Origin of the sequence: Pseudomonas lyxosi (assembly GCF_047758685.1) — a bacterium.
GTDB lineage: Bacteria > Pseudomonadota > Gammaproteobacteria > Pseudomonadales > Pseudomonadaceae > Aquipseudomonas > Aquipseudomonas lyxosi.
Genome location: NZ_CP180481.1, coordinates 3,013,357 through 3,038,883 on the forward strand (window position 1 = coordinate 3,013,357; position 25,527 = coordinate 3,038,883).

Annotated in this window: 18 protein-coding genes, 3 tRNA genes and 1 riboswitch; of the genes, 18 read left to right on the plus strand and 3 right to left on the minus strand. The window is 58.7% G+C overall.

Annotated elements, in window-relative coordinates:
- Position 1: 1 nt before the first annotated feature.
- The 3 genes from ACMXYI_RS13855 (at position 2) to argR (ending at position 3,132) form a co-directional block, all read left to right on the plus strand.
- The gene (locus ACMXYI_RS13855) at positions 2 to 1,114 is read left to right on the plus strand and encodes a M14 family metallopeptidase (protein WP_415773627.1); all 1,113 of its coding nucleotides are present in this window, start codon (positions 2 to 4) and stop codon (positions 1,112 to 1,114) included.
- Between the two features lie 27 nt (positions 1,115 to 1,141).
- Positions 1,142 to 1,906 (plus strand): ABC transporter ATP-binding protein, encoded by a 765-nt coding sequence (locus ACMXYI_RS13860; RefSeq protein ID WP_008154324.1) that lies wholly within the window; start codon positions 1,142 to 1,144, stop codon positions 1,904 to 1,906.
- A gap of 245 nt (positions 1,907 to 2,151) precedes the next feature.
- Positions 2,152 to 3,132 carry a transcriptional regulator ArgR gene (gene argR, locus ACMXYI_RS13865; RefSeq protein WP_415773628.1) on the plus strand — a complete coding sequence of 327 codons (981 nt, stop codon included), beginning with the start codon at positions 2,152 to 2,154 and terminating at the stop codon, positions 3,130 to 3,132.
- Position 3,133: 1 nt separating this feature from the next.
- On the opposite strand, the gene ACMXYI_RS13870 is transcribed toward argR, so the two are convergent.
- Positions 3,134 to 8,011 (minus strand): dermonecrotic toxin domain-containing protein, encoded by a 4,878-nt coding sequence (locus ACMXYI_RS13870; protein ID WP_415773629.1) that lies wholly within the window; start codon positions 8,009 to 8,011, stop codon positions 3,134 to 3,136.
- 286 nt (positions 8,012 to 8,297) lie between these two features.
- On the opposite strand from ACMXYI_RS13870, the gene ACMXYI_RS13875 reads away from it, so the two are divergent.
- The 7 genes from ACMXYI_RS13875 (at position 8,298) to astE (ending at position 16,137) form a co-directional block, all read left to right on the plus strand.
- Complete coding sequence (locus tag ACMXYI_RS13875; protein ID WP_415773630.1) at positions 8,298 to 9,518, plus strand: aspartate aminotransferase family protein; 1,221 nt, start codon at positions 8,298 to 8,300, stop codon at positions 9,516 to 9,518.
- Positions 9,519 to 9,651: 133 nt separating this feature from the next.
- Positions 9,652 to 10,671 (plus strand): arginine/ornithine succinyltransferase subunit alpha, encoded by a 1,020-nt coding sequence (gene aruF / locus ACMXYI_RS13880; protein WP_008154316.1) that lies wholly within the window; start codon positions 9,652 to 9,654, stop codon positions 10,669 to 10,671.
- Positions 10,672 to 10,766: 95 nt separating this feature from the next.
- Positions 10,767 to 11,792, plus strand: coding sequence for an arginine N-succinyltransferase (astA, locus tag ACMXYI_RS13885; protein ID WP_008154313.1), 1,026 nt, complete (start codon positions 10,767 to 10,769; stop codon positions 11,790 to 11,792).
- Positions 11,789 to 13,258: a succinylglutamate-semialdehyde dehydrogenase gene (gene astD / locus ACMXYI_RS13890; RefSeq protein WP_415773896.1), complete on the plus strand. Its 1,470-nt coding sequence runs from the start codon at positions 11,789 to 11,791 to the stop codon at positions 13,256 to 13,258. The genes astA and astD overlap by 4 nt, the downstream gene beginning before the upstream one ends.
- 201 nt (positions 13,259 to 13,459) lie before the next feature.
- A complete protein-coding gene (astB, locus tag ACMXYI_RS13895) occupies positions 13,460 to 14,806 on the plus strand; it encodes an N-succinylarginine dihydrolase (RefSeq protein WP_076028317.1) in 1,347 nt (448 codons plus the stop codon).
- Positions 14,807 to 14,826: 20 nt separating this feature from the next.
- Entirely contained in the window at positions 14,827 to 15,114 is a 288-nt protein-coding gene (locus tag ACMXYI_RS13900; protein ID WP_033056735.1) for a hypothetical protein, read from the plus strand.
- 12 nt (positions 15,115 to 15,126) lie between these two features.
- The gene (gene astE / locus ACMXYI_RS13905; protein ID WP_415773631.1) at positions 15,127 to 16,137 is read left to right on the plus strand and encodes a succinylglutamate desuccinylase; all 1,011 of its coding nucleotides are present in this window, start codon (positions 15,127 to 15,129) and stop codon (positions 16,135 to 16,137) included.
- 114 nt (positions 16,138 to 16,251) lie between these two features.
- On the opposite strand, the gene ACMXYI_RS13910 is transcribed toward astE, so the two are convergent.
- Positions 16,252 to 16,761 carry a 6,7-dimethyl-8-ribityllumazine synthase gene (locus ACMXYI_RS13910; RefSeq protein WP_007943897.1) on the minus strand — a complete coding sequence of 170 codons (510 nt, stop codon included), beginning with the start codon at positions 16,759 to 16,761 and terminating at the stop codon, positions 16,252 to 16,254.
- Between the two features lie 102 nt (positions 16,762 to 16,863).
- A riboswitch (FMN riboswitch) is annotated at positions 16,864 to 17,034 on the minus strand.
- 196 nt (positions 17,035 to 17,230) lie between these two features.
- Here ACMXYI_RS13910 and ltaE point away from each other — a divergent pair.
- The 7 genes from ltaE to ACMXYI_RS13945 all read left to right on the plus strand — a co-directional run bounded on the left by ltaE (position 17,231) and on the right by ACMXYI_RS13945 (position 23,200).
- Complete coding sequence (gene ltaE, locus ACMXYI_RS13915) at positions 17,231 to 18,235, plus strand: low-specificity L-threonine aldolase (RefSeq protein ID WP_415773632.1); 1,005 nt, start codon at positions 17,231 to 17,233, stop codon at positions 18,233 to 18,235.
- A 146-nt stretch (positions 18,236 to 18,381) separates the two neighbouring features.
- Positions 18,382 to 21,006 carry an alanine--tRNA ligase gene (alaS, locus tag ACMXYI_RS13920; RefSeq protein WP_415773633.1) on the plus strand — a complete coding sequence of 875 codons (2,625 nt, stop codon included), beginning with the start codon at positions 18,382 to 18,384 and terminating at the stop codon, positions 21,004 to 21,006.
- Positions 21,007 to 21,097: 91 nt separating this feature from the next.
- On the plus strand, positions 21,098 to 22,339 hold the full coding sequence (locus ACMXYI_RS13925; protein ID WP_247291923.1) for an aspartate kinase: 1,242 nt from the start codon (positions 21,098 to 21,100) through the stop codon (positions 22,337 to 22,339).
- 187 nt (positions 22,340 to 22,526) lie between these two features.
- Entirely contained in the window at positions 22,527 to 22,715 is a 189-nt protein-coding gene (csrA, locus tag ACMXYI_RS13930) for a carbon storage regulator CsrA (protein WP_002554426.1), read from the plus strand.
- Positions 22,716 to 22,777: 62 nt separating this feature from the next.
- A tRNA-Ser gene (locus ACMXYI_RS13935) sits at positions 22,778 to 22,868 on the plus strand.
- Between the two features lie 107 nt (positions 22,869 to 22,975).
- Positions 22,976 to 23,052, plus strand: a tRNA-Arg gene (locus ACMXYI_RS13940).
- A 71-nt stretch (positions 23,053 to 23,123) separates the two neighbouring features.
- Positions 23,124 to 23,200, plus strand: a tRNA-Arg gene (locus ACMXYI_RS13945).
- Between the two features lie 19 nt (positions 23,201 to 23,219).
- On the opposite strand, the gene ACMXYI_RS13950 is transcribed toward ACMXYI_RS13945, so the two are convergent.
- Entirely contained in the window at positions 23,220 to 23,738 is a 519-nt protein-coding gene (locus ACMXYI_RS13950; protein WP_415773634.1) for a cell envelope protein SmpA, read from the minus strand.
- 319 nt (positions 23,739 to 24,057) lie between these two features.
- On the opposite strand from ACMXYI_RS13950, the gene mgtE reads away from it, so the two are divergent.
- A complete protein-coding gene (gene mgtE, locus ACMXYI_RS13955) occupies positions 24,058 to 25,500 on the plus strand; it encodes a magnesium transporter (RefSeq protein ID WP_415773636.1) in 1,443 nt (480 codons plus the stop codon).
- Positions 25,501 to 25,527 lie beyond the last annotated feature (27 nt).

The window sequence follows — 25,527 nt, forward strand, 5'->3', positions numbered from 1 at the left end:
TATGGAACGCATCGATCATTCATTGCCGTGGAGCCACTTGGGCAGCGAACGCCAGATTTCGGTGTTCCGCTTCGGCAGTGGCGAGCGCAAGGCCTACATCCAGGCCAGCCTGCACGCCGATGAATTGCCGGGCATGCGCACGGCTTGGGAGCTGAAAAAGCGCCTGGCCGAACTCGAAGCCCAAGGCTTGCTCAACGGTCTGATCGAACTGGTGCCGGTGGCCAATCCACTGGGCCTCGGCCAACTGCTGCAAGGCAATCATCAAGGGCGTTTTGAGGCGGGCAGCGGCAAGAACTTCAACCGGGATTTCGTCGAGCTGAGCGCGCCAGTGGCCGCCGAGCTGGAAGGGCATCTGGGTGATGATCCGCACGCCAATGTTCAGCTGATCCGTCAGGCCATGAGCGATGTGCTCGCCGCATTGCCGCCAGCCGCCAGTCAGTTGCAAGGCATGCAGCGCATTTTGCTCAGCCATGCCTGCACCGCTGACGTGGTGCTGGATCTGCATTGCGATGCCGAAGCGGCGCTGCACATGTACGCCTTGCCGCAACACTGGCCGCAATGGCGTTCGTTGGCCGCGCACCTGGACGTGAAGGTGGGGTTGTTGGCGGAAGATTCCGGCGGCAGCTCCTTTGACGAAGCCTGTTCGCTGCCATGGTTGCGTCTGTCGCGTCAGTTTCCTGATGCGCAGATTCCCTTGGCCTGCCTGGCAACTACCATTGAATTAGGTGGTCAGGCCGATACCGGTCGCGCTGAAGCCTGCGCTTACGCCGAAGGCATTCTGGCGTTCCTCGCCGAGCAAGGCTTGATCAGCGGCGAATGGCCAAAACCTGCGCAGGATGCTTGCGAAGGCATGCCGTTCGAAGGCACCGAATTACTGTTTGCGCCACACCCTGGCGTGATCAGTTTCTTGCGTAAACCCGGTGAATGGATTGAAGCCGGCGATGAGATTTTCGAAGTGATCGATCCGTTATCGGATCGGGTCAGCACGGTGTGTGCTGGTACGTCCGGGGTGCTGTTTGCCATTGAACGGCTGCGTTATGCCCAACCCGGTTTCTGGCTGGCCAAGGTGGCGGGGCGCGAAGCGCTGCGTCACGGGCGCTTGCTCAACGACTGACTGACTGTTTTTGTGAGAACCGACCGCATGTACAAACTTGAAGTCCAAGACCTGCATAAACGCTATGGCAGTCACGAAGTGCTCAAGGGCGTGTCCCTGAAAGCGGCGGCTGGCGATGTGATCAGCATCATCGGCTCCAGTGGCTCCGGCAAAAGTACCTTCCTGCGCTGCATCAACCTGCTGGAGCAACCGCACGCGGGCAAGATTCTGCTCAACAACGAAGAGCTGAAACTGGTCGCCAACAAGGACGGCGCGCTGAAGGCGGCCGACCCGAAACAGCTGCAACGCATGCGTTCGCGCCTGTCGATGGTGTTCCAGCATTTCAACCTGTGGTCGCACATGACCGCGCTGGAAAACATCATGGAAGCGCCGGTCCACGTGCTCGGCATGTCCAAGGCCGAAGCCCGCGAGAAGGCCGAGCACTACCTGAACAAGGTCGGGGTGGCGCATCGTAAAGATGCTTACCCGGGCCACATGTCCGGCGGCGAGCAGCAGCGTGTGGCGATTGCCCGTGCACTGGCGATGGAACCTGAGGTGATGCTGTTCGACGAACCGACGTCGGCGCTCGATCCGGAACTGGTCGGCGACGTGCTGAAAGTCATGCAGGCCCTGGCGCTGGAAGGCCGGACCATGGTGGTGGTGACACACGAAATGGGCTTCGCCCGTGAAGTGTCGAACCAGCTGGTGTTCCTGCACAAAGGTGTCGTCGAAGAAAGCGGCAACCCGCGTGAGGTGCTGGTCAATCCACAGTCCGAACGTTTGCAACAATTCCTCTCGGGCAGCCTGAAGTAATCAGGGCTGCCGTTGTGCACCGGGATAGTGCATGCTTCGCAATTTAGAGGCTGGCTCCTATCCCCTGTGGGAGCTGGCTTGCCTGCGATGGCGGTGGGCCAGTTTGCATCTCTGGCACAGACATACCGCTATCGCAGGCAAGCCAGCTCCCACATTTGATCTCTGTTGGTTTTCAGATATGCGTTCATTTACGGGCTAGCATTGGCCCATGCCTTCATCACTGTTTTCGTTTCGGATTGCCCGCCATGACTGCCCATCGAATTGGTTTCCTGATTTGGCCCAGCACTAAAGCACTGACGCTTGCGCTGGCTGAGGAGGCCTTGCGTGTTGCCCAGCGTGTGCATCCGGACGTTGTCTACGAACTGTCGTTTTTGCAGGCCGAACCGCCGACTGAAGGCGCCTGGCAATTGCCGGGTGAGCCCTGGGCCGGCAAGCTCGAAAACTTTCAGAAACTGTTTCTGCTCGCCGATGAGCCGCCGACCACACTCGCACCAGCACTCAGTAGTTCGCTGAAACAACTGGTGCGTGCTGGTTGCGTGATTGGCGGTTTGTCTGCCGGTGTATACCCGTTGGCCCAACTGGGTTTGCTCGACGGTTACCGCGCTGCCGTGCATTGGCGCTGGCAGGACGACTTCACCGAGCGTTTCCCGAAAGTCATTGCCACCAGTCATCTGTTCGACTGGGATCGCGATCGCCTGACCGCGTGCGGCGGCATGTCAGTACTCGACTTGTTGCTGGCCGTGCTGGCCCGTGACCATGGCGCCGAACTGGCTGGTGCGGTGTCGGAAGAACTGGTGGTCGAGCGCATCCGCGAGGGCGGCGAACGCCAACGCATTCCGCTGCAGAACCGTCTCGGCTCCAGCCATCCGAAGCTCACGCAAGCCGTGTTGCTGATGGAAGCCAACATCGAAGAGCCGCTGACCACCGACGAAATCGCCCAGCATGTGTGCGTGTCCCGTCGGCAGCTGGAGCGGATCTTCAAGCAATACCTCAACCGCGTGCCGAGCCAATACTACCTGGAACTGCGCCTGAACAAGGCCCGGCAGATGTTGATGCAAACGAGCAAGTCGATCATCCAGATCGGCCTGTCGTGTGGCTTCTCCTCGGGGCCGCATTTCTCCAGCGCCTACCGCAACTTCTTCGGTGCCACGCCGCGGGAAGATCGCAACCAGCGGCGCAGCAGCAGCCCGTTCGAATTGTCGTCGGTGCCTTCAGAGCGCGGCTGATTTATTCTTCCATCTCGGAACTTTCAGAGGTGGAAACCTCCATCTCTCCTCGATTGATCACCTCTTCCAGGCCGAAATCAACGCCCGTGCGTTCAAAGTAATTGATCAGCATTAACAGGCTTTCCTCCGACAGCGGGTTACCTCTCAAGGTGATGTTCTCTGCAATTTCAAGGGGCAGTTCCATCAGGTCGCTGGGCACTTCGGTGATTGCGTTCATGCTCAAGTCTGTCCAGTCCAGATCAGTCAGCTGGATCAGGCCATCGGGTATTTCGGTGATAGCGGTGTGATCCAGCAGTACGGTTGCCAAGTCCGGCATCTGACTCAGGTCAGGCGTTAGCATCAGCGGGTTGCCACCCAAATCCAGGTAGTCGAGCTGTTCCATGCCGGCCAACGCATTGACCGACTGCGATGACAAGCTGATGCGGCAATTGGGAAGCGACAGGGATCGCAATTGACCCATCTTGAACACAGCATCGGGAATGTTGCCCAGATTGCAGTCACGCAGCCTGAGGCTTTTGAGTCTGGGGAAGCCTTCCAGGAATCGTCCGATACGTGTCACGCCATCCGTACTATTAATCTCCAGCGCCGTTACATGGCTGAAATCAGCGCTCAGGGTCGGCAGTTCTCCATTGATGATCGGGCGGATAGTGAGTTCAAAAGTCGGCTCCAGCGCCTCATTGAAATCATCCTGTTCGCTTTCATGCCGCCAGCACTGCTCCAGCGCCTGTTTGAATTCATCACGGTTTGCATGCTCGATGAACTGCTGTTGCGCAGTGAAGGGTTCGCCCGTCACTGGGTGCCGGGCCGGAAGGTTGGCGGTCCAGACAGACAGATCGTCGCGCAGTTGCGATAACTCAGCCTCCAGTTTTGTCAGCTCTGCACGACCATTTTCCAGTGTGCCGGGCAATTGGTAGACGAACTCGCTCGCTTGCTCGACTTCCAGATTTGGGTACAGCGTCCTGACCCGATCAATATCCGCTTCGGGAGCATAGACACCCATGTCGTAAGAGGTCTCAAAGTGGTGCAGCTTGATCAGTTCTCGCGCCCTGCTGGAAACCGGGTTGTGGGTGAGGGTCACGCCGTGTTTGTTGTACAGCGGGCTCTCGAACAACCCGACAGGCAACTCGGTAATTGCGTTGTTCATCAACAAGAGGGTATCGAGTTTCGGGTGGTGCAAGGCACCGACCGGGATTTCGGTCAGGTTGGTATGGCTCAGATTCAGGTGAACCAGTTCGCTCAGCGAGTCGATGCGGGGCACCGATTCAAATGGATTTCGGTACAGATCGAGCATGACCAGTTTGTTCAATGAGGTCAGTTTTGACCACGCGGCCGCGTCGATCTTGATGCCGCAGTCACTTAGAACCAATGAGTTAAGGTCAGGCATTCGGGTAATGGCGTCGGGGAGGGTGGTCAGGGAGAAACGACGCAACTCCAGGCGGTGCAGTCCACTGAAACCCTGTAGAAACCCGGGAATACCCTGCACGCCGCGGTTGCCTTCCAGGGACAGCATCGACACATGACTGAAATCGGCAGTCAATGACGGTAAGTCACCTATGATCGGCTCCGCGAACCAGAGCAAATACCGGCTTATCCCCTCCGGGGTATCAAGCTCCCGCTCGGTCTGTCGCCGCCAGGCGCGCTGGATTTCCTGAGCCAGCAATCTGCGATTATTTCTTTCGGCTGCTTGATCAATTTCGCTGAGCGGGCGTCCGGTTTCAGGATGAACAGTGGGCGCCTCATTCATCCAGAGGCCCAGATCCTGATGCAGCCGGCTCAACTCTCTGTTCAGGCGTGAGAGTTCTACGCGAGCGCCATCGGGATGGCGCTGCAATGCCTCGACAACCGATTGAAGTTCATCCTGGGACAGGCCGGGATAAACCTCGCGAACCCTGTCGTCGAGGGTGGGTGTCGAGTGGTAGCCGCGACTGTGCCTGCGACTGTAGCCCTCGGTGCCACCGGGCAGGCGCATGGTCGTTGGGTCATAGAAGGGTTTTCGATTGGGATTTTTTGCGAACAGCTTGCGTAGTGCCGGTTGGTCCAGGGCATGTTCGGTGATGTGTTGTTTGAGTGTTTGAGCATCAGTGATCGATGGGCTCAATGCAGTACGCTGTGCTTGCGGCAACGCTTGAAAGAGTCCCTGATAAAAATCACCGGGCGCCGATTCATTGTCTTGATAAACCTGATAGGTGCCGTCTTCGGCGCGCACCAGTGTTTTCACGATCGGTGCATCGGACTGGCCAATGCTGTCGCGCACAAGACCGTCATGGGCATAATCCCTCACTTCAATACGCAGCTCGGCGGGAAAACCGGGCAACGAGTTCAGGCTTTGCAAGGCCAGTCGGTGGGTGTCGGTGTTGTCCAGAGCGTCGGAGTAAAGGCCTTCGCAGGCTCGGGCTGCGCGCACGGCCTCCATGGCTTTTAGTGCGGCTTCCTTGAGCCGTTGGGGCGCGCGACCGTTGTGCAGCTGGCGTAACTCGGTCCCGGTTGCATTGCTCACCAGCTCTTGCGCGACATCGGTCGGCAATCCCTTCACGTCATCGAGCAGTCGCTGAAGGTGCTGATCATCGGTTTTTTCCTGTGCGCGATAACGTGTATCGAACAGCGATTTTTGGCGCTTTCGGGCGAGTTCGGCCGTTTGTTTTCTGAAGGCTTGCGTTTGGGTTTCCGGTGCCGGCATTGGCGCGTCGACAGGCCATGAATCGAATCCGGTCAGCAGTTGGTGTTGCAGGGTCACATCGGCCTTCCGATAGCGCTCGGGTTGGTCGCTACCGATCAGTTCGATAAAGGTTTCGATGTCCCGGTTGATCCTGAAGCGCTTGATCGTGTCTGTCAGCAGCGAAGGCGGGCGATAATGTTCGACATGCATTTCGCGCACTACGTTGTCGTGGTAACCGCTGATCCGCAGGATCCGTTCGCGCTCGGCACTGGTGAAAGACTCGACACTATGGCCGAGACGGCGCATGACCTTTTCCCGGTCCCAGTTCAGCGGTTGCTCCAGTTCTGTGTGCCAGGCGCCGTGGTTGTTATGCAGCAGAGGCGGCTGATAGGCATCGGTTCGGTTCGGATGCTCAATCTGAAACGTGCCTGGCACGCGGTCGGGCTTCACGGCATACAGTTTTCCCTCCAGTGGCAGCAGCGTCTTGCCCTCGTTTTGATAGAGGCCGAGATGATCGGGTTTTGCTCCTTCGGGCAAAATGAGTGCTTGTTCGTAAGGCTTGAGATCCGGCTTCCAGTAACGGGTTTTTCCTTCGGGCGTTACGACGGGTTTGAGTGGGTCGACAAATGCGACAGCTTCACGAGAGAGCAGACGGCTGAAGGCTCCGGCAGCGATGGCGCCGCCCACCGCAAATGTCCCCACCTGAATCACCGTTTCGACGAGCGTCATCAGATGTCTGAACGCTTCTGTTTTCAGCCCTTCGGCCAGGTCCACGATGCCTTCGAAGGTTTCGTCGAGTAACTGGTAGGCCATGTAGGCCAGCATCAATTCGCCGAGAAACGGGACGAAAGGCAACGCAACGAACGTCGCGATTTCAAGGAGCGTCGAGGCCACTTTGCTGAAGGCATCCCACAATGCCCAACGCGCGTTGCTGTCGGCAGTGGCGGTGGAAACGGCGAGCGTGCTGGCATCGTTGAGGATCTTGTTCAGCTGTCGCTGATAGAGATGGTTCCACAGGTCCGCTCTGAACGGGATCGCCGAAAACCGCAAATCAGGCTTGTCGATGGGCGTTTCGCGCCAGCTCGGCAGTGGGTCGCCCTGTCGGTGTTGATGCCAGGTCACGCTCTGGAGGCGACGGTTGAGGTCCGCGAAAAAATGTCCTCTTTCCTTGTGGTCGACGAAGCGACTGAAGAACGTTTGATAAGCGGGCGAGCGCAGTTTGCGGGTCAGTTCGGCCATGAACGCCAATGTGTTCGGGTATTCCTTGAGAGGGTGCTCTGGATCATCGGGAATGTAGGCAATGATCCGTGTTGCCGTGCGTGCGCGCTCCAGGCTCGCCGCGAAAATGACAATGCCGGTCAGCGAGGAGGACATCATTGTCAGGTCGTGACCATACAGCGGCTGCCCATCCAGTCGAGCGCCCGGACGCCCATCCAGAATGCGCAGGATCGAGAGATGGGCATCCGCTGAAATATCCTTTCGGACTTGCGCCATCTGCAGCGCAGATTGGAGTGCTGTTTTGTGCGAGCCGATCACCTTCGATTTCAACACCGCACCGGCCACCGGGTTGGACAGCCCCAGATTGTCTTTGAGGTAAGCGTTGTACCGGGCGCCGATATCCAGTTCCCGGCATAACCGGGCAAAGGCCGGGATAGTGAGCTTTTGCTTGACCGCCGGTAGCGTATCGAACTGTCCTGTGGGCGAAGGTTTGGTGATGAACGTGGAGGCTGACTCGTAAGCCCCTGCCGCTGTTTCCGATTCCTGAAAGTTATGCAGGGCGGCGTCGAGCATCGACACGGTCCAGGTGCGCGCGGCGCCAGACTTGATTCTGAAAAGCGGCACGGTTTGAGGGATGTACAGGCGCAGGAAGGTGGTTTTGACGTCCAGATCCAGGCCAAACCGGGTTTTCAGGGCGTCGCTCAGCAGCGGTTCGGCGAAGGCCTGTGCGTTTTGCAGCTTCGACAGCATCGAGTCCAGGCGATTTCGATGGGTCCAATGTTCCTGACTGCGCTTTTTCAGCGACTGGTGCTGCAGGGGTGTTGCGGTGCCATGCCAGTCCGGCGTCCTAAGCGTGGCGTTCTTGAGGGCGCTGTGCGTACTGGAAGATGCTTCTAATACCCAGACTGGCAGATTGTTGAACAGGTGATGGTAGTGATCGTCCGGCTGCGTAGCGGATTCATTGCCCTCAATAGTGGAAAGGCGATCGTTTTCGTGTCGGCTCATGCGCTATTCCCTTAGCGTTTGGATAAGCCGCCAGCAAAACAGACGATGATCGGTTCCGTGCGGTACATATTTACCGCACCGCTCGAGAACCCTGCCTATAACCTGTGCCGGCGGTTTAAACTGCGCCTTTGCGACCCTATATGTCGCATTGCCGTAAACCCGGGAAAAACCGGGGTTTGCGCTATAAGAAGTTGTCGCTTGGCGGCAAGGCCGGGCTGAAAACTGTCCTTACAATCCCCCCATCGCTCGCCAGTTTCAGGCGAGTGTTCCTCATCAGGAGACTCCGATGTCCGTTGAGCACGCTGCGGTACAACGCGCCGATTTCGACCAGGTAATGGTTCCCAACTACGCGCCTGCCGCTTTCATTCCTGTTCGTGGCGCCGGTTCCCGCGTCTGGGACCAGTCTGGCCGCGAGCTGATCGACTTCGCCGGCGGGATTGCCGTTAACGTATTGGGCCATGCGCACCCGGCGCTGGTCGCTGCCTTGACCGAGCAGGCGAACAAGCTGTGGCACGTGTCCAACGTCTTCACCAATGAGCCGGCCTTGCGCCTGGCCCATAAGCTGATCGACGCTACGTTTGCCGATCGCGCGTTCTTCTGCAACTCCGGCGCCGAAGCCAACGAGGCCGCCTTCAAGCTGGCCCGTCGCGTCGGTTTCGATCGTTTCGGCAGCGAGAAGTACGAAATCATCGCCGCGCTCAACAGCTTCCACGGTCGTACCCTGTTCACCGTGAACGTCGGTGGCCAGTCGAAGTATTCCGATGGCTTCGGTCCGAAGATCACCGGTATCACCCACGTGCCGTACAACGATCTGGCCGCGCTGAAAGCCGCCATTTCCGACAAGACTTGCGCTGTGGTTCTGGAGCCGATCCAGGGCGAGAGCGGCGTCATCCCGGCCGAACTCGAGTACCTGCAAGGCGCCCGTGAACTGTGCACCGCGCACAACGCGCTGCTGATTTTCGACGAAGTGCAAACCGGTATGGGCCGCAGCGGAAAGCTGTTCGCCTACCAGCATTACGGCGTTATCCCGGACATCCTGACCAGCGCCAAGAGCCTGGGCGGTGGTTTCCCGATCGCCGCGATGCTGACCACCGAAGACCTGGCCAAACACCTGGTCGTCGGCACTCACGGCACCACCTATGGCGGCAATCCGCTGGCGTGCGCTGTCGCTGAAGCCGTGATTGACGTCGTGAATACCCCCGAAGTGCTGGCCGGCGTCAACGCCAAGCACGACAAGTTCAAGGCCCGCCTGGAACAGATCGGTGAGAAGTACGGCCTGTTTACCCAGGTCCGTGGTATGGGCCTGTTGATCGGTTGCGTGCTGAACGATGCCTGGAAAGGCAAGGCCAAGGACATCTTCAACGCCGCTGAAAAAGAAGGCCTGATGATTCTGCAAGCCGGCCCGGACGTGGTTCGTTTCGCGCCAAGCCTGGTGGTTGAGGACGCCGATATCGATGCCGGTCTGGACCGTTTCGAACGCGCCGCAGCCAAACTGACTCAAGCCTGATTCATGCAGTGCTCCTCAACGCCTATCGTTATAGGTAGGCGCTGAGACAATTTTCCTGTGCCGGGCCTGCCCGGCATTTTTTTCCCCGAGTTGGCGCAAATCGCCAACCTGAAGTTAAGTAAGGAGTGACACCATGCTGGTGATGCGCCCCGCGCAAATGGCTGATCTGGGCGAGGTACAGCGTCTGGCTGCGGACAGCCCGATTGGTGTCACTTCCTTGCCGGATGACGTTGAACGCCTGAGCGACAAGATCGCGGCAAGCGAAGCCTCGTTCGCCGCCGAAGTCAGCTTCAACGGTGAAGAGAGCTATTTCTTCGTCCTCGAAGACACCGCCACCGGCAAACTGGTGGGCTGCTCGGCCATCGTTGCGTCGGCCGGTTATTCCGAGCCGTTCTACAGCTTTCGTAATGAAACCTTTGTGCACGCCTCCCGCGAGCTGAAGATTCATAACAAGATCCACGTGCTCTCCCAGTGCCACGACCTGACCGGCAACAGTTTGCTGACCAGTTTCTACGTGCTGCCGGAGCTGGTGGGATCGGCCTGGTCGGAGCTCAACTCCCGGGGTCGCTTGTTGTTCGTGGCCAGCCATCCGGAGCGTTTCGCCGATTCTGTGGTGACCGAGATCGTTGGTTACAGCGATGAAAACGGTGATTCGCCGTTCTGGGATGCCATCGGTCGTAATTTCTTCGACCTCAACTACGCCGCTGCCGAGCGTCTGTGCGGTCTGAAGAGCCGGACGTTCCTGGCCGAGCTGATGCCGCATTACCCGATCTATGTGCCGCTGCTGCCGGACTCCGCTCAAGAGGCGATGGGCCAGGTGCACCCACGGGCGCAGATCACCTTCGACATACTGATGCGCGAAGGCTTCGAGACCGATCACTACATCGACATTTTCGACGGCGGCCCGACCCTGCACGCCCGAGTCTCGGGGATCCGTTCGATCGCCCAGAGCCGAGTAGTCCCGGTGAAAATCGGCGAGCCGGTCAAAGGTGCCGGTCGTCAGTACCTGGTGGCCAACGCCCAGTTGCAGGATTACCGCGCCGTTTTGCTTGAGCTCGATTACGCGCCGGGCAAACCCGTGACCCTGGATCTTGAGGCGGCCGAAGCCCTGGGTGTCGGTGAAGGTGCCAGCGTGCGCCTGGTGGCGGTTTAACACCTGCTGCTACGCCTGGAAAGAATGCTTGGAAAGAATGCCTAAAAAGCAGCGAGTTTCACGGGTGGCGCAAGCGGCCCGTTTGAGGAGATAGCATGATCGTTCGTCCCGTACGCAGCAGCGATTTACCCGCTCTGATCGACCTGGCCCGCAGCACCGGCACCGGCCTGACCACCTTGCCGGCCAATGAGGAACGTCTGGCCCATCGGGTCGGCTGGGCCGAGAAGACCTTCCGCGGCGAAGCCGGGCGGGGCGATGCGGATTACCTGTTCGTGCTCGAAGACGATGACGGCCGCGTGGTGGGTATTTCCGCTATTGCCGGCGCCGTTGGTCTGCGTGAGCCTTGGTACAACTTCCGGGTTGGCTTGACGGTCAGCGCTTCGCAAGAGCTGAACATCTACCGCGAAATCCCGACGCTGTTTCTGGCCAACGACCTGACCGGCAATTCCGAGCTGTGCTCGCTGTTCCTGCACGCCGACTACCGCACGGGCCTCAACGGTCGCATGCTGGCCAAAGCGCGGATGCTGTTCATCGCCGAGTTCCCGCAGCTGTTCGGCAACAAGATCATCGCCGAGATGCGCGGCATGTCCGACGAAGCCGGGCGTTCGCCGTTCTGGGAAAGCCTGGGGCGTCACTTCTTCAAGATGGAATTCAGCCAGGCTGACTACCTGACCGGCGTGGGCAACAAGGCGTTCATCGCCGAACTGATGCCGAAATTCCCGTTGTACACCTGCTTCCTGTCGGAAGATGCGCGCAACGTGATCGGCCAGGTTCATCCGGACACCGAGCCGGCGTTGGCCATGCTCAAAAGCGAAGGCTTCAGCTATCAAGGCTACGTCGACATCTTCGACGCCGGTCCTGCGGTGGAGTGCGAAACCGGCAAGATCCGCGCAGTGCGCGACAGCCAGGCGCTGGTGCTGGCCATCGGCACGCCGGGTGACGACGCCACTCCGTTCCTGATTCATAACCGCAAGCGCGAAGACTGCCGGATCACTGCTGCTCCTGCACGTTTCGCCGCCGGTACGCTGGTGGTCGATCCGCTGACCGCCAAACGTCTTCAACTCAACGCCGGCGATCAAGTGCGCGCCGTTCCGTTGTCCGCTGCCAGGGAGTCGAAATAATGAATTCGCTATACATCGCAGGTGAATGGCTGGCCGGCCAGGGTGAAGCCTTTCAGTCGCTGAACCCGGTAACCCAGCAAGTGCTGTGGGCCGGCGAAGGCGCTACCACTGCTCAGGTTGAATCGGCCGTGCAAGCCGCGCGCCAGGCATTCCCGAGCTGGGCCCGGCGCACCCTGGAAGAGCGCATCACCGTGCTGGAGGCCTTTGCCGCCGCGCTGAAGAACAATGCTGACGAACTGGCTCGCACCATCGGTGAGGAAACCGGCAAGCCGTTGTGGGAAGCGGCGACCGAAGTCACCAGCATGGTCAACAAGATTGCGATCTCGGTGCAGAGCTACCGCGAACGTACCGGCGAGAAGAGCGGCCCGTTGGGCGACGCCACCGCCGTGTTGCGCCACAAGCCACATGGCGTGGTTGCGGTATTCGGGCCTTACAACTTCCCGGGTCACTTGCCGAACGGTCACATCGTGCCAGCGCTGCTGGCCGGTAATAGCGTGCTGTTCAAACCAAGCGAGCTGACGCCGAAAGTCGCCGAACTGACGGTCAAGTGCTGGATCGAAGCCGGTCTGCCGGCAGGCGTGTTGAACCTGCTGCAAGGCGCTCGTGAAACCGGTATCGCCCTGGCGGCGAACCCGGGCATCGATGGCTTGTTCTTCACCGGCTCCAGCCGCACCGGCAATCACCTGCATCAACAGTTTGCCGGTCGTCCGGACAAGATCCTCGCGCTGGAAATGGGCGGTAACAACCCGCTGGTCGTTGATCAGGTCGCAGACCTCGATGCTGCCGTTTACACCATCATTCAGTCGGCGTTCATTTCCGCCGGTCAGCGTTGCACCTGTGCACGCCGCTTGCTGGTGCCGCAGGGCGCCTGGGGCGACACACTGCTGACGCGTCTGGTCGCGGTCAGCCGTACGATTGAAGTCGGCGCGTTTGATCAGCAACCGGCACCGTTCATGGGCTCGGTGATTTCCCTCGGCGCTGCGAAAGCACTGATGGATGCGCAGGAACATCTGCTGGGTAACGGCGCAGTAGCATTGCTGGAAATGACTCAACCTCAAGCTCAAGCCGCCTTGCTGACCCCAGGCATTCTGGACGTCACGGCAGTGGCTGATCGCCCTGACGAAGAGCTGTTCGGCCCACTGCTGCAAGTGATCCGCTACGCTGATTTTGAGGCGGCGATCGCTGAAGCCAACGACACTGACTATGGCCTGGCGGCCGGTCTGCTGTCGGATTCCGAAGCGCGTTATCAGCAGTTCTGGCTGGAAAGCCGTGCTGGCATCGTCAACTGGAACAAACAGCTGACCGGTGCTGCGAGCAGCGCGCCATTCGGCGGTGTCGGCGCCTCGGGCAACCACCGCGCCAGCGCCTACTACGCGGCAGATTACTGCGCGTACCCGGTTGCTTCGCTGGAAACGCCGAGCCTGACCTTGCCGAATACGTTGACGCCAGGCGTGAAGCTTTCGTAGGACTTATGTAGCAGCTGCCGAAGGCTGCGTTCGGCTGCGCAGCAGTCGTTGAATCGATACACCGTGTTTCTGAATCAGAATCATGGATACCGCAATCGCGACTGCTTCGCAGCCGAACGCAGCCTTCGGCAGCTGCTACACAGACCGCATTCCAGTCATTTTACTGATGCCTATAAAAAACAGATTCGTGGAGCCTCGCTGATGAAATCCTATGAAGTCAATTTTGACGGTCTAGTGGGGCCGACCCATAACTACGGCGGTTTGTCCTACGGCAACGTCGCGTCCCAGAGCAATAGCCAGCAGTCTTCGAACCCGAAGGAAGCCGCGCTGCAAGGCCTGGCGAAAATGAAATCGCTGATGGAAATGGGCTTTCAACAGGGCGTGCTGGCACCACAGGAACGCCCGGACGTGGCAGCCCTGCGTCGTTTGGGTTTCAGCGGCACCGACGCTCAGGTGATCGAGCAGGCGGCTAAAGATGCAATGCCGTTGCTGGTGGCCAGCTGCTCGGCGTCGAGCATGTGGGTGGCCAACGCCGCCACCGTCAGCCCGAGCGCCGACACCGCGGATGGCCGTGTGCATTTCACTGCGGCCAACCTGAACTGCAAATATCACCGCAGCATCGAACACCCGACCACCAGCCGCGTGCTGGGCGCCATGTTCGCTGATCAGAAGCACTTCGCTCACCACGCGGCATTGCCGGCTGTGGCGCAGTTCGGTGACGAAGGCGCAGCCAACCACACCCGTTTCTGCCGTGAATACGGCGAAGCGGGCGTCGAGTTCTTCGTGTTCGGTCGCAGCGCGTTTGACACCCGTTACCCGGCACCGCAGAAATACCCGGCCCGCCAGACCCTCGAGGCCTCCCAGGCGGTTGCCCGTCTGCACGGTCTGAGCGATGACGGTGTGGTCTACGCTCAGCAGAACCCTTCGGTGATCGATCAGGGCGTGTTCCACAACGATGTGATCGCGGTGGGTAATGGCGAGGTGCTGTTCTATCACGAGGACGCGTTCCTCGACACCGAGCAGATGCTTGCTGAACTGCAAAGCAAACTCGCCAAAGTCGGTGGGAAATTTCAGTCAGTCTGCGTACCGCGTTCCGCGGTAACCGTGGAAGATGCCGTTCGTTCCTACCTGTTCAATAGCCAACTGCTGTCGCGTCCTGACGGCTCGATGCTGTTGATCGTGCCGGAAGAATGCCGTGGCAATGAGCGTGTCTGGCAGTACCTGCAAGGTTTGACCAGCTCCGGCGGCCTGATCCGCGAAGTTAAAGTGTTCGATTTGAAGCAGAGCATGCAGAACGGCGGTGGCCCGGCTTGCCTGCGACTGCGCGTCGCGCTCAACGAAACCGAACTGGCGGCCGTCAACCCAGGGGTTATCATGACGGCACCGTTGTACGGCACGCTGACCGAATGGGTCGACAAGCACTACCGCGACCGCATGACCGAAAACGATCTCGCGGACCCGCAATTGCTGCTTGAGTGCCGGACGGCACTGGATGAACTGACGCAAATCCTTAAACTGGGCGCGGTTTATCCATTTCAGATCAATTGAACGTCGAGAGCGTAAAAAACATGAGCGATACCCTGCAGCTGATCCTTGAAGACACCGACGGCACGCAACTGGAAACTTCCTGCACCCGCGTCGCGGTCATGTGGCAAGGCAAAGAGCTGTGGATCCAGCAGGACGGCCGCGGCCAACTGCTGATCGGCGTGGACGTCGAAGAAGGTGACGCTGAATACGCAAACCTGCTGCTGCGCCCATTGGCGACTAATCTGGTAAGTCTGCAACTGGAAATGGAACCGGCTGAAGTCGGTGACGAAGACCACGTGCACGGCCCGGATTGCGCACACGACCACTAAGGAAATCGCTCTATGCTCGCCCTCGGCAAATTGCTTGAACTGACCCTCGCCGGCCGCGAACCGGCGGAGAAGACTCAACTGACTGTCGAAGGCGTGCGCATGCGCTGGTTGAGCGAAGGTGCGCTGGAAGTCCGGCCACCTGAAGCTCGCGATAATGGCCTGGACCTGCTGCTATCGGCCGGCATCCATGGCAACGAAACAGCCCCGATCGAGTTGCTCGATCGCCTGTTGCATGACATCGCCCGCGGCGACTTGAAACCGCGCGCACGCATTCTGTTCCTGTTCGGCAACCCCGAAGCGATTCGCAAGGGCGAGCGTTTCGTCGAGCAGGACGTCAACCGGCTGTTCAACGGCCGTCACGAACAAACCAGCGGTTCCGAAGCCCTGCGCGCCTGTGAACTGGAGCGGCTGGCAGCGAGTTTCTTCAGCCTGCCGGATCGCAATCGTCTGCACTACGACCTGCACACGGCCATTCGCGGCTCGAAAATCGAGCAGTTCGCGCTGTATCCCTGGAAAGAAGGTCGCCAGCATTCACGCCTGGAGCTGGCGCGCCTGCGCGCCGCCGGCATGGAGGCGGTGCTGCTGCAGAACAAGCCGTCCATCGTTTTCAGCTCCTACACCTACGACAAGCTCGGTGCGGAGGCTTTCACGCTAGAACTGGGTAAGGCGCGGCCATTCGGGCAGAACGACGGGGTCAACGTTGATCTATTGGAAACCCGCCTCAAACAGATTATCGAAGGCAACGAGCCGGCCCAGACCGAAGAGGCGCTGGACGGTTTGCAGCTGTTTAGCGTGGCGCGAGAAATCATCAAGCACAGCGATAGCTTCCGCTTGAACCTGCCAGCGGACATCGAGAACTTTTCGGAGTTGGAAGTGGGTTACCTGCTGGCCGAAGACATCGCCCAGACGCGTTGGATCATCGAGGAAGAGGGCGCCCGGATCATTTTCCCGAACCCCAAGGTCAAGAATGGATTGCGTGCCGGCATCCTGATTGTGCCGACTACCGACGAAAACCTCGCCTGACGATCGTTCCCACGCTCTGCGTGGGAATGCAGCCCGGGACGCTCTGCGTCCCAACAGCGGACGCAGAGCGTCTATTGAGGCATTCCCACGCAGAGCGTGGGAACGATCATTCAACTAGACGGCTACCGCGCGAGGCTCGCTACGACGCAACGCACGCATCTTGTGCAGCGTATCCGCGCAAGTTTTCGCCGCTTCCTGGCCTTTATGCACGAAATGCTCGAAGAAGAACTTCTGATGTTCTTCGCCGGCATGGAAGTGGTGCGGGGTCAGGACTACCGAGAACACCGGCACTTCGGTTTCCAGCTGAACCTGCATCAGCCCGCTGATCACCGACTGGGCGACGAATTCGTGGCGGTAGATCCCGCCGTCGACCACCAGGCCCGCCGCGACGATGCCGGCATAACGACCGGACTTGGCCAGCAGCTTGGCGTGCAACGGAATTTCAAAGGCGCCGCCGACTTCGAAGAAGTCGATCTCCGATTCCTGATAACCCTGAGCAATCATTTCGGCCACAAAGCCTTTACGGCTCTGATCGACGATTTCCTTGTGCCAGCAGGCCTGGATGAACGCAACGCGCTCGCCCTGATGGTTTTTGCTTTTGCTATCGATTGCGGTGGGTTGCATGTTCTGACTCCTGTTTATGTAAAAAACAGGGCATATGAATCGAATGGGATTTAAGGGTACGCACGCTCGCACGAATGCCTGCGGACGGCCCTTTGGCGCCAATCCCGTTCTCTCTTCATCCGGACTATGACCGTCGGCCCCGGGATCACACCGGGTCTGCTGACCTTGTCGCCATCACAGCCATTGCCGTGCCTGTCGCCAAGCGCTCGCGGGCTATGCGCATTGCGCGCAATTACCGCCGGTGGGGAGTTGCACCCCGCCCTGAGAACGTTTTGCCGCCAGATTGTTTGGCGGCGAAGCGTTTTTAACACATATTTCTCACCTGTGCATTGCTGCTATCTGATGATTGCTATCGACTTTTTCGTCGGTTCAGAAAGCCTTTTCCTACCGAAGGGTTGATTATTCGTCTGCATGACCGCAGTAACTCCTGACTGAAAGGGATTTTCCCCTGCAAACCGAGGCCAGATTCATGAGCGTTATCGATCTTCGCAGCGACACCGTCACCCAACCGTCCGCCGGGATGCTCGACGCGATGGCCAGCGCGGCCACCGGTGACGACGTTTACGGGGAAGATCCGACGGTCAATCGACTGGAAGCCGAATTGGCGAAACGGCTGGGTTTTGCCGCGGCGCTGTTTGTGCCGACGGGCACCATGAGTAATCTGCTGGGTTTGATGGCCCACTGCGAACGCGGTGACGAATACATCGTCGGCCAGCAGGCTCACACCTATAAGTACGAAGGCGGCGGTGCGGCGGTGCTGGGTTCGATCCAGCCACAGCCACTGGAAGTGCTGGCCGATGGCTCGCTGGACCTGGCGCACGTCGCGGCGGCGATCAAACCGGATGATTTCCACTTCGCCCGCACCCGTTTGCTGGCGCTGGAAAACACCATGCAGGGCAAGGTTTTGCCGCTGGAGTATCTGGCGCGGGCTCGAAGCTTTACCCGTGAACATGGGTTGCAGTTGCACCTGGACGGCGCGCGGCTGTACAACGCGGCGGTCAAATTGGGTGTCGATGCCTGGGAAATTACTCAGCACTTTGATTCCGTCTCGGTCTGCCTGTCCAAAGGCCTGGGCGCGCCGATCGGTTCGGTGCTGTGCGGCTCGGTCGAGTTGATCGGTAAGGCACGACGTCTACGCAAGATGGTTGGCGGTGGCATGCGCCAGGCCGGGATTCTGGCAGCAGCAGGTTTGTACGCGCTGGATAACCATGTTCAGCGTCTGGCTGACGACCACGCCAATGCGCAGTTGCTGGCCGAAGGCTTGCGAGCCGCGGGGTACGAGGTCGAGCCGGTGCAGACCAACATGGTTTACGTGCAAATGGGCGACAAGGCCGAAGCCATCAAGGCGTTTGCCGCCGAACGCGGGATCAAACTCAGTGCTGCTGGCCGCCTGCGCATGGTCACGCACATGGACGTCAGCCGCGCTCAAATCGAGCAGGTCGTCGCGGCATTCGTCGACTTTTCGCGCAACTGATAGCGTTAGCGGTCCAATTGACTGTTTCTATCGTATAAACACGCTGTACCCCGCGCGCAGGGCCGATATAATGCGGCCCTTTGCCGTCGCTTCGTCTGTTGACGTTTCGCACAGGCCTTTGGCCGCAGCCTCCGTGGAAGAACCTAATGAAAAGCGCAGAAATCCGTGAAGCCTTCCTTCGCTTCTTCGAAGAGCAAGGCCACACCCGTGTAGCCTCCAGCTCTTTGATTCCGGGCAACGACCCAACCCTGCTGTTCACTAACGCGGGGATGAACCAGTTCAAGGACTGTTTCCTGGGCCAGGAAAAGCGCGCGTACACCCGCGCCGTCAGCAGCCAGAAATGCGTGCGCGCCGGCGGCAAGCACAACGACCTGGAAAACGTCGGTTATACCGCCCGTCACCACACATTCTTCGAAATGCTGGGTAACTTCAGCTTCGGTGATTACTTCAAGCGCGATGCGATCACCTACGCCTGGAACTTCCTGACGTCCGACCAGTGGCTGAACCTGCCGAAAGAAAAGCTCTGGGTCACCGTCTACGCCAGCGATGACGAGGCCTACGACATCTGGACCAAGGAAATCGGCGTTCCGGCCGAGCGCATGGTTCGTATCGGTGACAACAAAGGCGCGCCGTACGCTTCCGATAACTTCTGGACCATGGGCGATACCGGCCCGTGCGGTCCTTGCACCGAGATTTTCTACGATCACGGCGCCGACATCTGGGGCGGCCCACCGGGCTCGCCGGAAGAAGACGGCGATCGTTACATTGAAATCTGGAACAACGTGTTCATGCAGTTCAACCGCACCGCCGATGGCGTGTTGCACCCGCTGCCAGCGCCGTCGGTCGATACCGGCATGGGCCTGGAGCGGATCAGTGCCGTGCTGCAGCACGTTCACTCGAACTATGAAATCGACCTGTTCCAGAGCCTGCTGAGCGCATCGGCCAAGGCCATCGGCTGCACCAACGACAATCAGGCTTCCTTGAAAGTCGTCGCCGACCACATTCGCTCGTGCGGTTTCCTGATTGCCGACGGCGTGCTGCCGTCCAACGAAGGTCGCGGCTACGTGCTGCGCCGGATCATTCGTCGCGCCTGCCGTCACGGCAACAAGCTGGGCGCCAAGGGCAGCTTCTTCTACCAGATCGTTGCGGCACTGGTCGCCGAGATGGGCGAAGCCTTCCCTGAGCTGAAATCCCAGCAAGCGCACATCGAGCGCGTACTGAAAGCTGAGGAAGAGCAGTTCGCCAAGACCCTGGAGCAGGGCCTGAAAATCCTCGAGCAGGATCTGGCCGAGCTCAAAGGTGACGTGGTGCCGGGCGACGTAGTGTTCAAACTCTACGACACCTACGGTTTCCCGATGGACCTGACCGGCGACATCGCTCGCGAACGCAGCCTGACCATCGACGAAGAAGGCTTCGAGCGCGAAATGGAAGCTCAGCGCGTCCGTGCCCGTTCCGCCAGTTCCTTCGGCATGGACTACAACAGCCTGGTCAAGGTTGATGTAGCCACCGAATTCACCGGCTATGAAGCGACTAAAGGTTCGGCGAAAGTCGTTGGCCTCTATAAAGATGGCCAGTCGGTCGACGTCCTCAGCGAAGGCGAGGAGGGTGTGGTCGTACTGAACCAGACGCCGTTCTACGCCGAATCCGGCGGTCAGATTGGCGATTGCGGTTACCTTCAGGTCGGCAACGCACGCTTTGACGTACGCGATACCACCAAAACCGGTGGCGCCTTCTTGCATCACGGCGTACTGGCGTCGGGTAGCCTGACCATCGGCGCACCGGTAGAAACTCATGTTGATGCCGAAGTGCGTCACGCGACTTCGCTGAACCACTCGGCGACTCATTTGCTGCACGCAGCATTGCGCCAGGTGCTGGGCGATCACGTTCAGCAGAAAGGCTCGTTGGTCGACAGTCAGCGCCTGCGCTTTGACTTCAGCCACTTCGAAGCCATTAAACCTGAGCAGTTGAAGGCGCTGGAAGACATCGTCAACGCCGAGATTCGCAAGAACTCCGAAGTTGAAACCGAAGAAACCGATATCGAAACCGCTAAGCAGAAGGGCGCCATGGCGCTGTTCGGCGAGAAGTACGGCGACAATGTGCGCGTACTCAGCATGGGTGGTAGTTTCTCCGTCGAGCTTTGCGGTGGTATCCACGCCAATCGTACCGGCGACATCGGCCTGCTGAAGATTATCAGCGAAGGCGGTGTGGCTTCCGGCGTGCGTCGTATCGAAGCGGTCACCGGCGCCGCGGCGCTGGCATACTTGAACGCTGCTGAAGAACAACTCAAGGAAGCGGCCAACCTGGTCAAGGGTAGCCGCGACAACCTGATCGACAAGCTGTCGGCTGTGCTGGAGCGCAACCGTCTGCTGGAGAAGCAGCTCGAGCAGTTGCAGGCCAAGGCTGCCAGCGCGGCAGGCGACGATCTGTCGGCTTCTGCCCTGGATGTCAAAGGCGTGAAAGTGTTGGCCGTGCGTCTGGACGGTCAGGACGGCAAGGCGCTGCTGGCGCTGGTCGATCAACTGAAAAACAAACTCGGCCGCGCAGTGATCCTGCTCGGCAGTGTCCATGAGGAAAAGGTCGTTCTGGTTGCAGGCGTAACCAAAGACCTGACTGGCCAACTCAAAGCCGGTGATTTGATGAAGCAAGCCGCTGCGGCAGTGGGCGGGAAGGGCGGTGGTCGTCCAGACATGGCGCAAGGCGGTGGTACTGACGCTGGCGCACTGGATGCGGCATTGGCCCTGACTGTTCCATTTGTAGAGCAGGGTTTATAAGGCAGTGTGTCCGGCCCGCAGTCTAGTGGCGGGCCCGAACGCTGTTTGAGTGATTATTTGGGCGCCCTTCATGGGCAGAGGCGGCTTTGAAATGGCTTTGATCGTACAGAAATTTGGAGGCACCTCGGTCGGCACTGTCGAGAGAATCGAGCAGGTCGCCGACAAGGTTAAGAAATTCCGCGAAGCCGGCGATGACCTGGTGGTTGTGCTGTCTGCAATGAGCGGCGAAACCAACCGTCTGATCGATCTGGCCAAGCAAATCAGTGGTGACGGCCAGCCAGTTCCTCGGGAGCTGGACGTGATCGTCTCCACCGGTGAGCAGGTGACGATTGCACTGTTGGCCATGGCGCTGATCAAGCGCGGCGTGCCAGCGGTGTCCTACACCGGCAACCAGGTGCGGATTCTGACGGATAGTGCGCACAATAAAGCGCGTATCTTGCAGATTGATGACCAGAAGATTCGTGGCGATCTGAAGGCCGGTCGTGTGGTTGTTGTCGCCGGTTTCCAGGGCGTCGACGAGCACGGCAACATCACCACCCTCGGTCGTGGCGGTTCCGACACCACCGGCGTGGCGCTGGCGGCAGCCTTGAAGGCTGACGAATGCCAGATCTACACCGATGTCGACGGCGTCTACACCACCGACCCGCGTGTGGTGTCCGTGGCTCAGCGCCTGGACAAGATTACCTTCGAAGAGATGCTGGAAATGGCCAGCCTCGGTTCCAAGGTGTTGCAGATCCGTGCGGTGGAATTCGCCGGCAAGTACAACGTTCCGCTGCGCGTACTGCACAGCTTCAAGGAGGGTCCGGGCACCCTCATTACTATTGATGAAGAGGAAACCATGGAACAGCCGATCATTTCCGGCATCGCTTTCAACCGCGATGAAGCCAAGCTGACCATCCGTGGCGTGCCAGACACCCCGGGCGTTGCATTCAAGATTCTCGGCCCGATCAGCGCCGCGAACATCGAAGTCGACATGATCGTGCAGAACGTTGCGCACGATAACACCACCGACTTCACCTTCACCGTGCATCGCAATGACTTCCAGGCAGCGCAAACCGTGCTGGAAAACACCGCTCGCGAGATCGGTGCCCGTGAAGTCGTTGGCGATATCAAGATTGCCAAGGTGTCGATCGTCGGTGTCGGCATGCGCTCCCACGCAGGTGTGGCCAGCCGCATGTTCGAATCCCTGGCCAAGGAAAGCATCAACATCCAGATGATCTCGACTTCGGAGATCAAAGTCTCCGTAGTGATCGAAGAGAAGTATCTGGAACTGGCTGTGCGCGCTCTGCACACGGCTTTCGAACTGGACGCACCAGCCCGTCAGGGCGAGTGATGCGTTAACCGAAGGGCGCGGTCTGACCGCGCCCTTTTGTTTTTTTGAATGGTGCGACCCGAGGCTGTTCTTTTGCTCGCGCTAGTCAATACTCAGGCATGTAGGGCTGCGATCGTTCCGGTTGTAGGTCGAGTGCCTTTTTTTTGCAGACTGTTGTCCCTGAAATGAAATGCGTGAGGAGAAAGGTATGCTGATTCTGACTCGTCGGTGCGCAGAAAGCCTGATTATTGGTGATGGCGAAATCACCGTGACCGTGCTCGGCGTCAAAGGAAATCAAGTGCGTATCGGTGTCAACGCCCCGAAAGAGGTTGCGGTCCACCGTGAGGAAATTTACCTGCGTATAAAGAAAGAGAAGGACGAAGAACCAAGCCATTAATTTTTATCGTTTTTTATGTTTGCAAACGGGGAAGAAGCTGGTTAATATACGCCCCGTGTTGCGGAGAGCTGGCCGAGTGGCCGAAGGCGCTCCCCTGCTAAGGGAGTACACCTCAAAAGGGTGTCGGGGGTTCGAATCCCCCGTTCTCCGCCATTATTTGCGTAGTACGTTGTAATCTAGCTTCTTCGGTAAGTGTTTGAAATTACTAGAAAAAGTGTTTGACATAGAGATTAGACGGCCTATAATGCGCGGCAACAAATGCACTCGTAGCTCAGCTGGATAGAGTACTCGGCTACGAACCGAGCGGTCACAGGTTCGAATCCTGTCGAGTGCACCATTTAAGAGTCATCTGCAGTAATGTGAATGACTTGGCTTCAACCAGTTGTGATCTGGTATAAAAACACAAATGCACTCGTAGCTCAGCTGGATAGAGTACTCGGCTACGAACCGAGCGGTCACAGGTTCGAATCCTGTCGAGTGCACCAAACACCAAAAAGCCCGCGTTTAACGCGGGCTTTTTGCCGTCTGGGATTTGGCTTTTCCTTTGGTGCATCCTCTCTCATCGAACTCGACGTGCGCGCTACGACCTCGCTTGGTGTCGTAACGGTAGCTCGTGGCCGAATTGCGAATACTGATCTTGTCTGGCTTGCCAAGGGCGCTCTCGACATCCTGCTGACTCATGCCGGCAACAACCCGCTGATTGATGATGGCTTCGCGGCGCTCTCTGGCGCTGATCAGGTTTCCACATTTGTCCTCGCTCTTGCCGACAACAGTCGGATCTCTCCTTTTGATTTTCATACCTGATGTTTCGCGATTCCCGGCTTCCGGCATGAGAGCGCTTGTGCTGCCTGGTGTGAAGGTGCGGATGTCCTGAAGCGAAAGGCTGTCTCCGGCCGTACAGCTCAGCGTAGTGAAGGTAATGCGCCCGTCGACCGCCTCGCAGCGGTGAACGGTCGTGGCAATCGCCCAGGGCGACGGGCAGAGCAGGGTAATCAATAAAAAATAATATGCATTCGATCGCATCAAACGTCCTCCATGACGGTCAATCTCAAGGGTAGTCGTTACATTTTTCAGTCGTGGTGTGTTTTCTTTTCAGGATGAGTCGTCGCAGTTTGATGGATCAGGCGGCGCTCAGGTTTGTCTTGCAAGCGCTTGTTTCAGCCGCGATTTTTTAACGTTTTAAACCGTCGGGCGGTGTATCATTGCGTCCGTCAGCCCCGCCGGGGCTTGTGGAATACCTCCATGGACTTACCCAGTAGTTACTCAGTACCCCGTTTTTCCAATCATGAATTGACTGATTGATCCTTCCGGCGTGCCCCGCTGCTGGGAGTGGAGTTCGCCTATGTCTGAAGTTGAAGTAAAGAAAACGCAGGAAAGCTTGCAAGACCGCCTCGCTCAAGTTGTTGAGCTGCTGCAGCGTCAGCGGGTGGTCGAAGACCTGACTCACCGCCAGGAAGGTCCGCATCACGACCGGGTCGAGAACCTGGTTCACCGGCAAAACCTCGTCGAGTTGCAACGCAAGCTCGATGATCTGCACTCCGCCGACGTCGCCTACATCCTTGAAGCCTTGCCGCTGGGCGATCGTCTGACGCTCTGGCAGTTGGTCAAGGCGGATCGCGACGGCGACATTCTGCTCGAAGTATCCGATTCGGTTCGTGAAACGCTGATCGCCGACATGGACGATCACGAGCTCCTGGCTGCCGCCAAGGACATGGACGCCGACGAACTTGCTGACCTGGCCTCCGAGCTGCCGCGAGACGTCGTCCACGAGCTGATGGAAACCCTCGATGGTCAGCAGCGTGAGCGCGTACGCTCTGCGTTGTCCTACGACGAGGATCAGGTCGGTGCGCTGATGGACTTCGAGATGGTGACGATCCGTGAGGACGTCAGTCTCGAAGTGGTTTTGCGTTACCTGCGGCGCCTCAAGGAGTTGCCGAGCCACACGGACAAATTGTTCGTGGTCGATTACGACGGTGTGCTCAAGGGCGTATTGCCGATCAAGCGTTTGCTGGTCAACGACCCGGAAAAACAGGTTTCTGACGTCATGGCCAGTGACCCGGTGAGTTTTCACCCGGACGAAGACGCCTATGACGCTGCTCAGGCGTTCGAACGTTACGACTTGATCTCGGCGCCCGTAGTCGACAAAAACGGCAAGTTGATCGGCCGTCTGACCATCGACGAAATGGTCGACCTGATTCGTGAAGAGAGCGAAAACGAAGTTCTCAACATGGCAGGTCTGCGTGAAGAGGAAGATATTTTTGCGTCGGTCTGGAAATCCCTGCGTAACCGTTGGGCCTGGTTGGCCGTGAACCTGATTACCGCGTTTATCGCATCCCGGGTAATCGGTCTTTTCGAAGGCTCCATCGAGAAACTGGTGGCGCTGGCGGCATTGATGCCGATCGTGGCAGGTATCGGTGGCAACTCGGGTAACCAGACGATCACCATGATCGTTCGGGCCATGGCGCTGGATCAGGTCAGTACCGGCAATACTTCGCGCCTGATGCGCAAGGAATTGGCGGTAGGGCTGATCAATGGCCTGGTGTGGGGTGGTGTGATCGGCGTCGTCGCCTATCTGCTGTATGGCAGTTGGTCTCTGGGGGTGGTGATGACCGCTGCCATGACGCTCAACCTGTTGCTGGCGGCATTGGCGGGGGTATTGATTCCCATGACCCTGGCGCGGCTTGGGCGTGATCCTGCGATGGGCGCCAGTGTGATGATCACCGCCATGACGGACAGTGGCGGGTTCTTCATCTTTCTCGGGTTGGCGACGATCTTCTTGCTCTGACTTATCGACATAAAAAACCCGCCAATC

What these genes read in the sequence shown, in the direction of transcription:
- ACMXYI_RS13950 (WP_415773634.1), bottom strand. Translation starts at nt 23,738, where the DNA reads ATGCGATCGAATGCATATTATTTTTTATTGATTACCCTGCTCTGCCCG.
- aruF (WP_008154316.1), top strand. Translation starts at nt 9,652, where the DNA reads ATGCTGGTGATGCGCCCCGCGCAAATGGCTGATCTGGGCGAGGTACAG.
- ACMXYI_RS13875 (WP_415773630.1), top strand. Translation starts at nt 8,298, where the DNA reads ATGTCCGTTGAGCACGCTGCGGTACAACGCGCCGATTTCGACCAGGTA.
- ACMXYI_RS13910 (WP_007943897.1), bottom strand. Translation starts at nt 16,761, where the DNA reads ATGCAACCCACCGCAATCGATAGCAAAAGCAAAAACCATCAGGGCGAG.
- ACMXYI_RS13900 (WP_033056735.1), top strand. Translation starts at nt 14,827, where the DNA reads ATGAGCGATACCCTGCAGCTGATCCTTGAAGACACCGACGGCACGCAA.
- ACMXYI_RS13870 (WP_415773629.1), bottom strand. Translation starts at nt 8,011, where the DNA reads ATGAGCCGACACGAAAACGATCGCCTTTCCACTATTGAGGGCAATGAA.
- astA (WP_008154313.1), top strand. Translation starts at nt 10,767, where the DNA reads ATGATCGTTCGTCCCGTACGCAGCAGCGATTTACCCGCTCTGATCGAC.
- ACMXYI_RS13925 (WP_247291923.1), top strand. Translation starts at nt 21,098, where the DNA reads ATGGCTTTGATCGTACAGAAATTTGGAGGCACCTCGGTCGGCACTGTC.
- argR (WP_415773628.1), top strand. Translation starts at nt 2,152, where the DNA reads ATGACTGCCCATCGAATTGGTTTCCTGATTTGGCCCAGCACTAAAGCA.
- astE (WP_415773631.1), top strand. Translation starts at nt 15,127, where the DNA reads ATGCTCGCCCTCGGCAAATTGCTTGAACTGACCCTCGCCGGCCGCGAA.
- alaS (WP_415773633.1), top strand. Translation starts at nt 18,382, where the DNA reads ATGAAAAGCGCAGAAATCCGTGAAGCCTTCCTTCGCTTCTTCGAAGAG.
- csrA (WP_002554426.1), top strand. Translation starts at nt 22,527, where the DNA reads ATGCTGATTCTGACTCGTCGGTGCGCAGAAAGCCTGATTATTGGTGAT.
- astB (WP_076028317.1), top strand. Translation starts at nt 13,460, where the DNA reads ATGAAATCCTATGAAGTCAATTTTGACGGTCTAGTGGGGCCGACCCAT.
- ACMXYI_RS13860 (WP_008154324.1), top strand. Translation starts at nt 1,142, where the DNA reads ATGTACAAACTTGAAGTCCAAGACCTGCATAAACGCTATGGCAGTCAC.
- ltaE (WP_415773632.1), top strand. Translation starts at nt 17,231, where the DNA reads ATGAGCGTTATCGATCTTCGCAGCGACACCGTCACCCAACCGTCCGCC.
- mgtE (WP_415773636.1), top strand. Translation starts at nt 24,058, where the DNA reads ATGTCTGAAGTTGAAGTAAAGAAAACGCAGGAAAGCTTGCAAGACCGC.
- ACMXYI_RS13855 (WP_415773627.1), top strand. Translation starts at nt 2, where the DNA reads ATGGAACGCATCGATCATTCATTGCCGTGGAGCCACTTGGGCAGCGAA.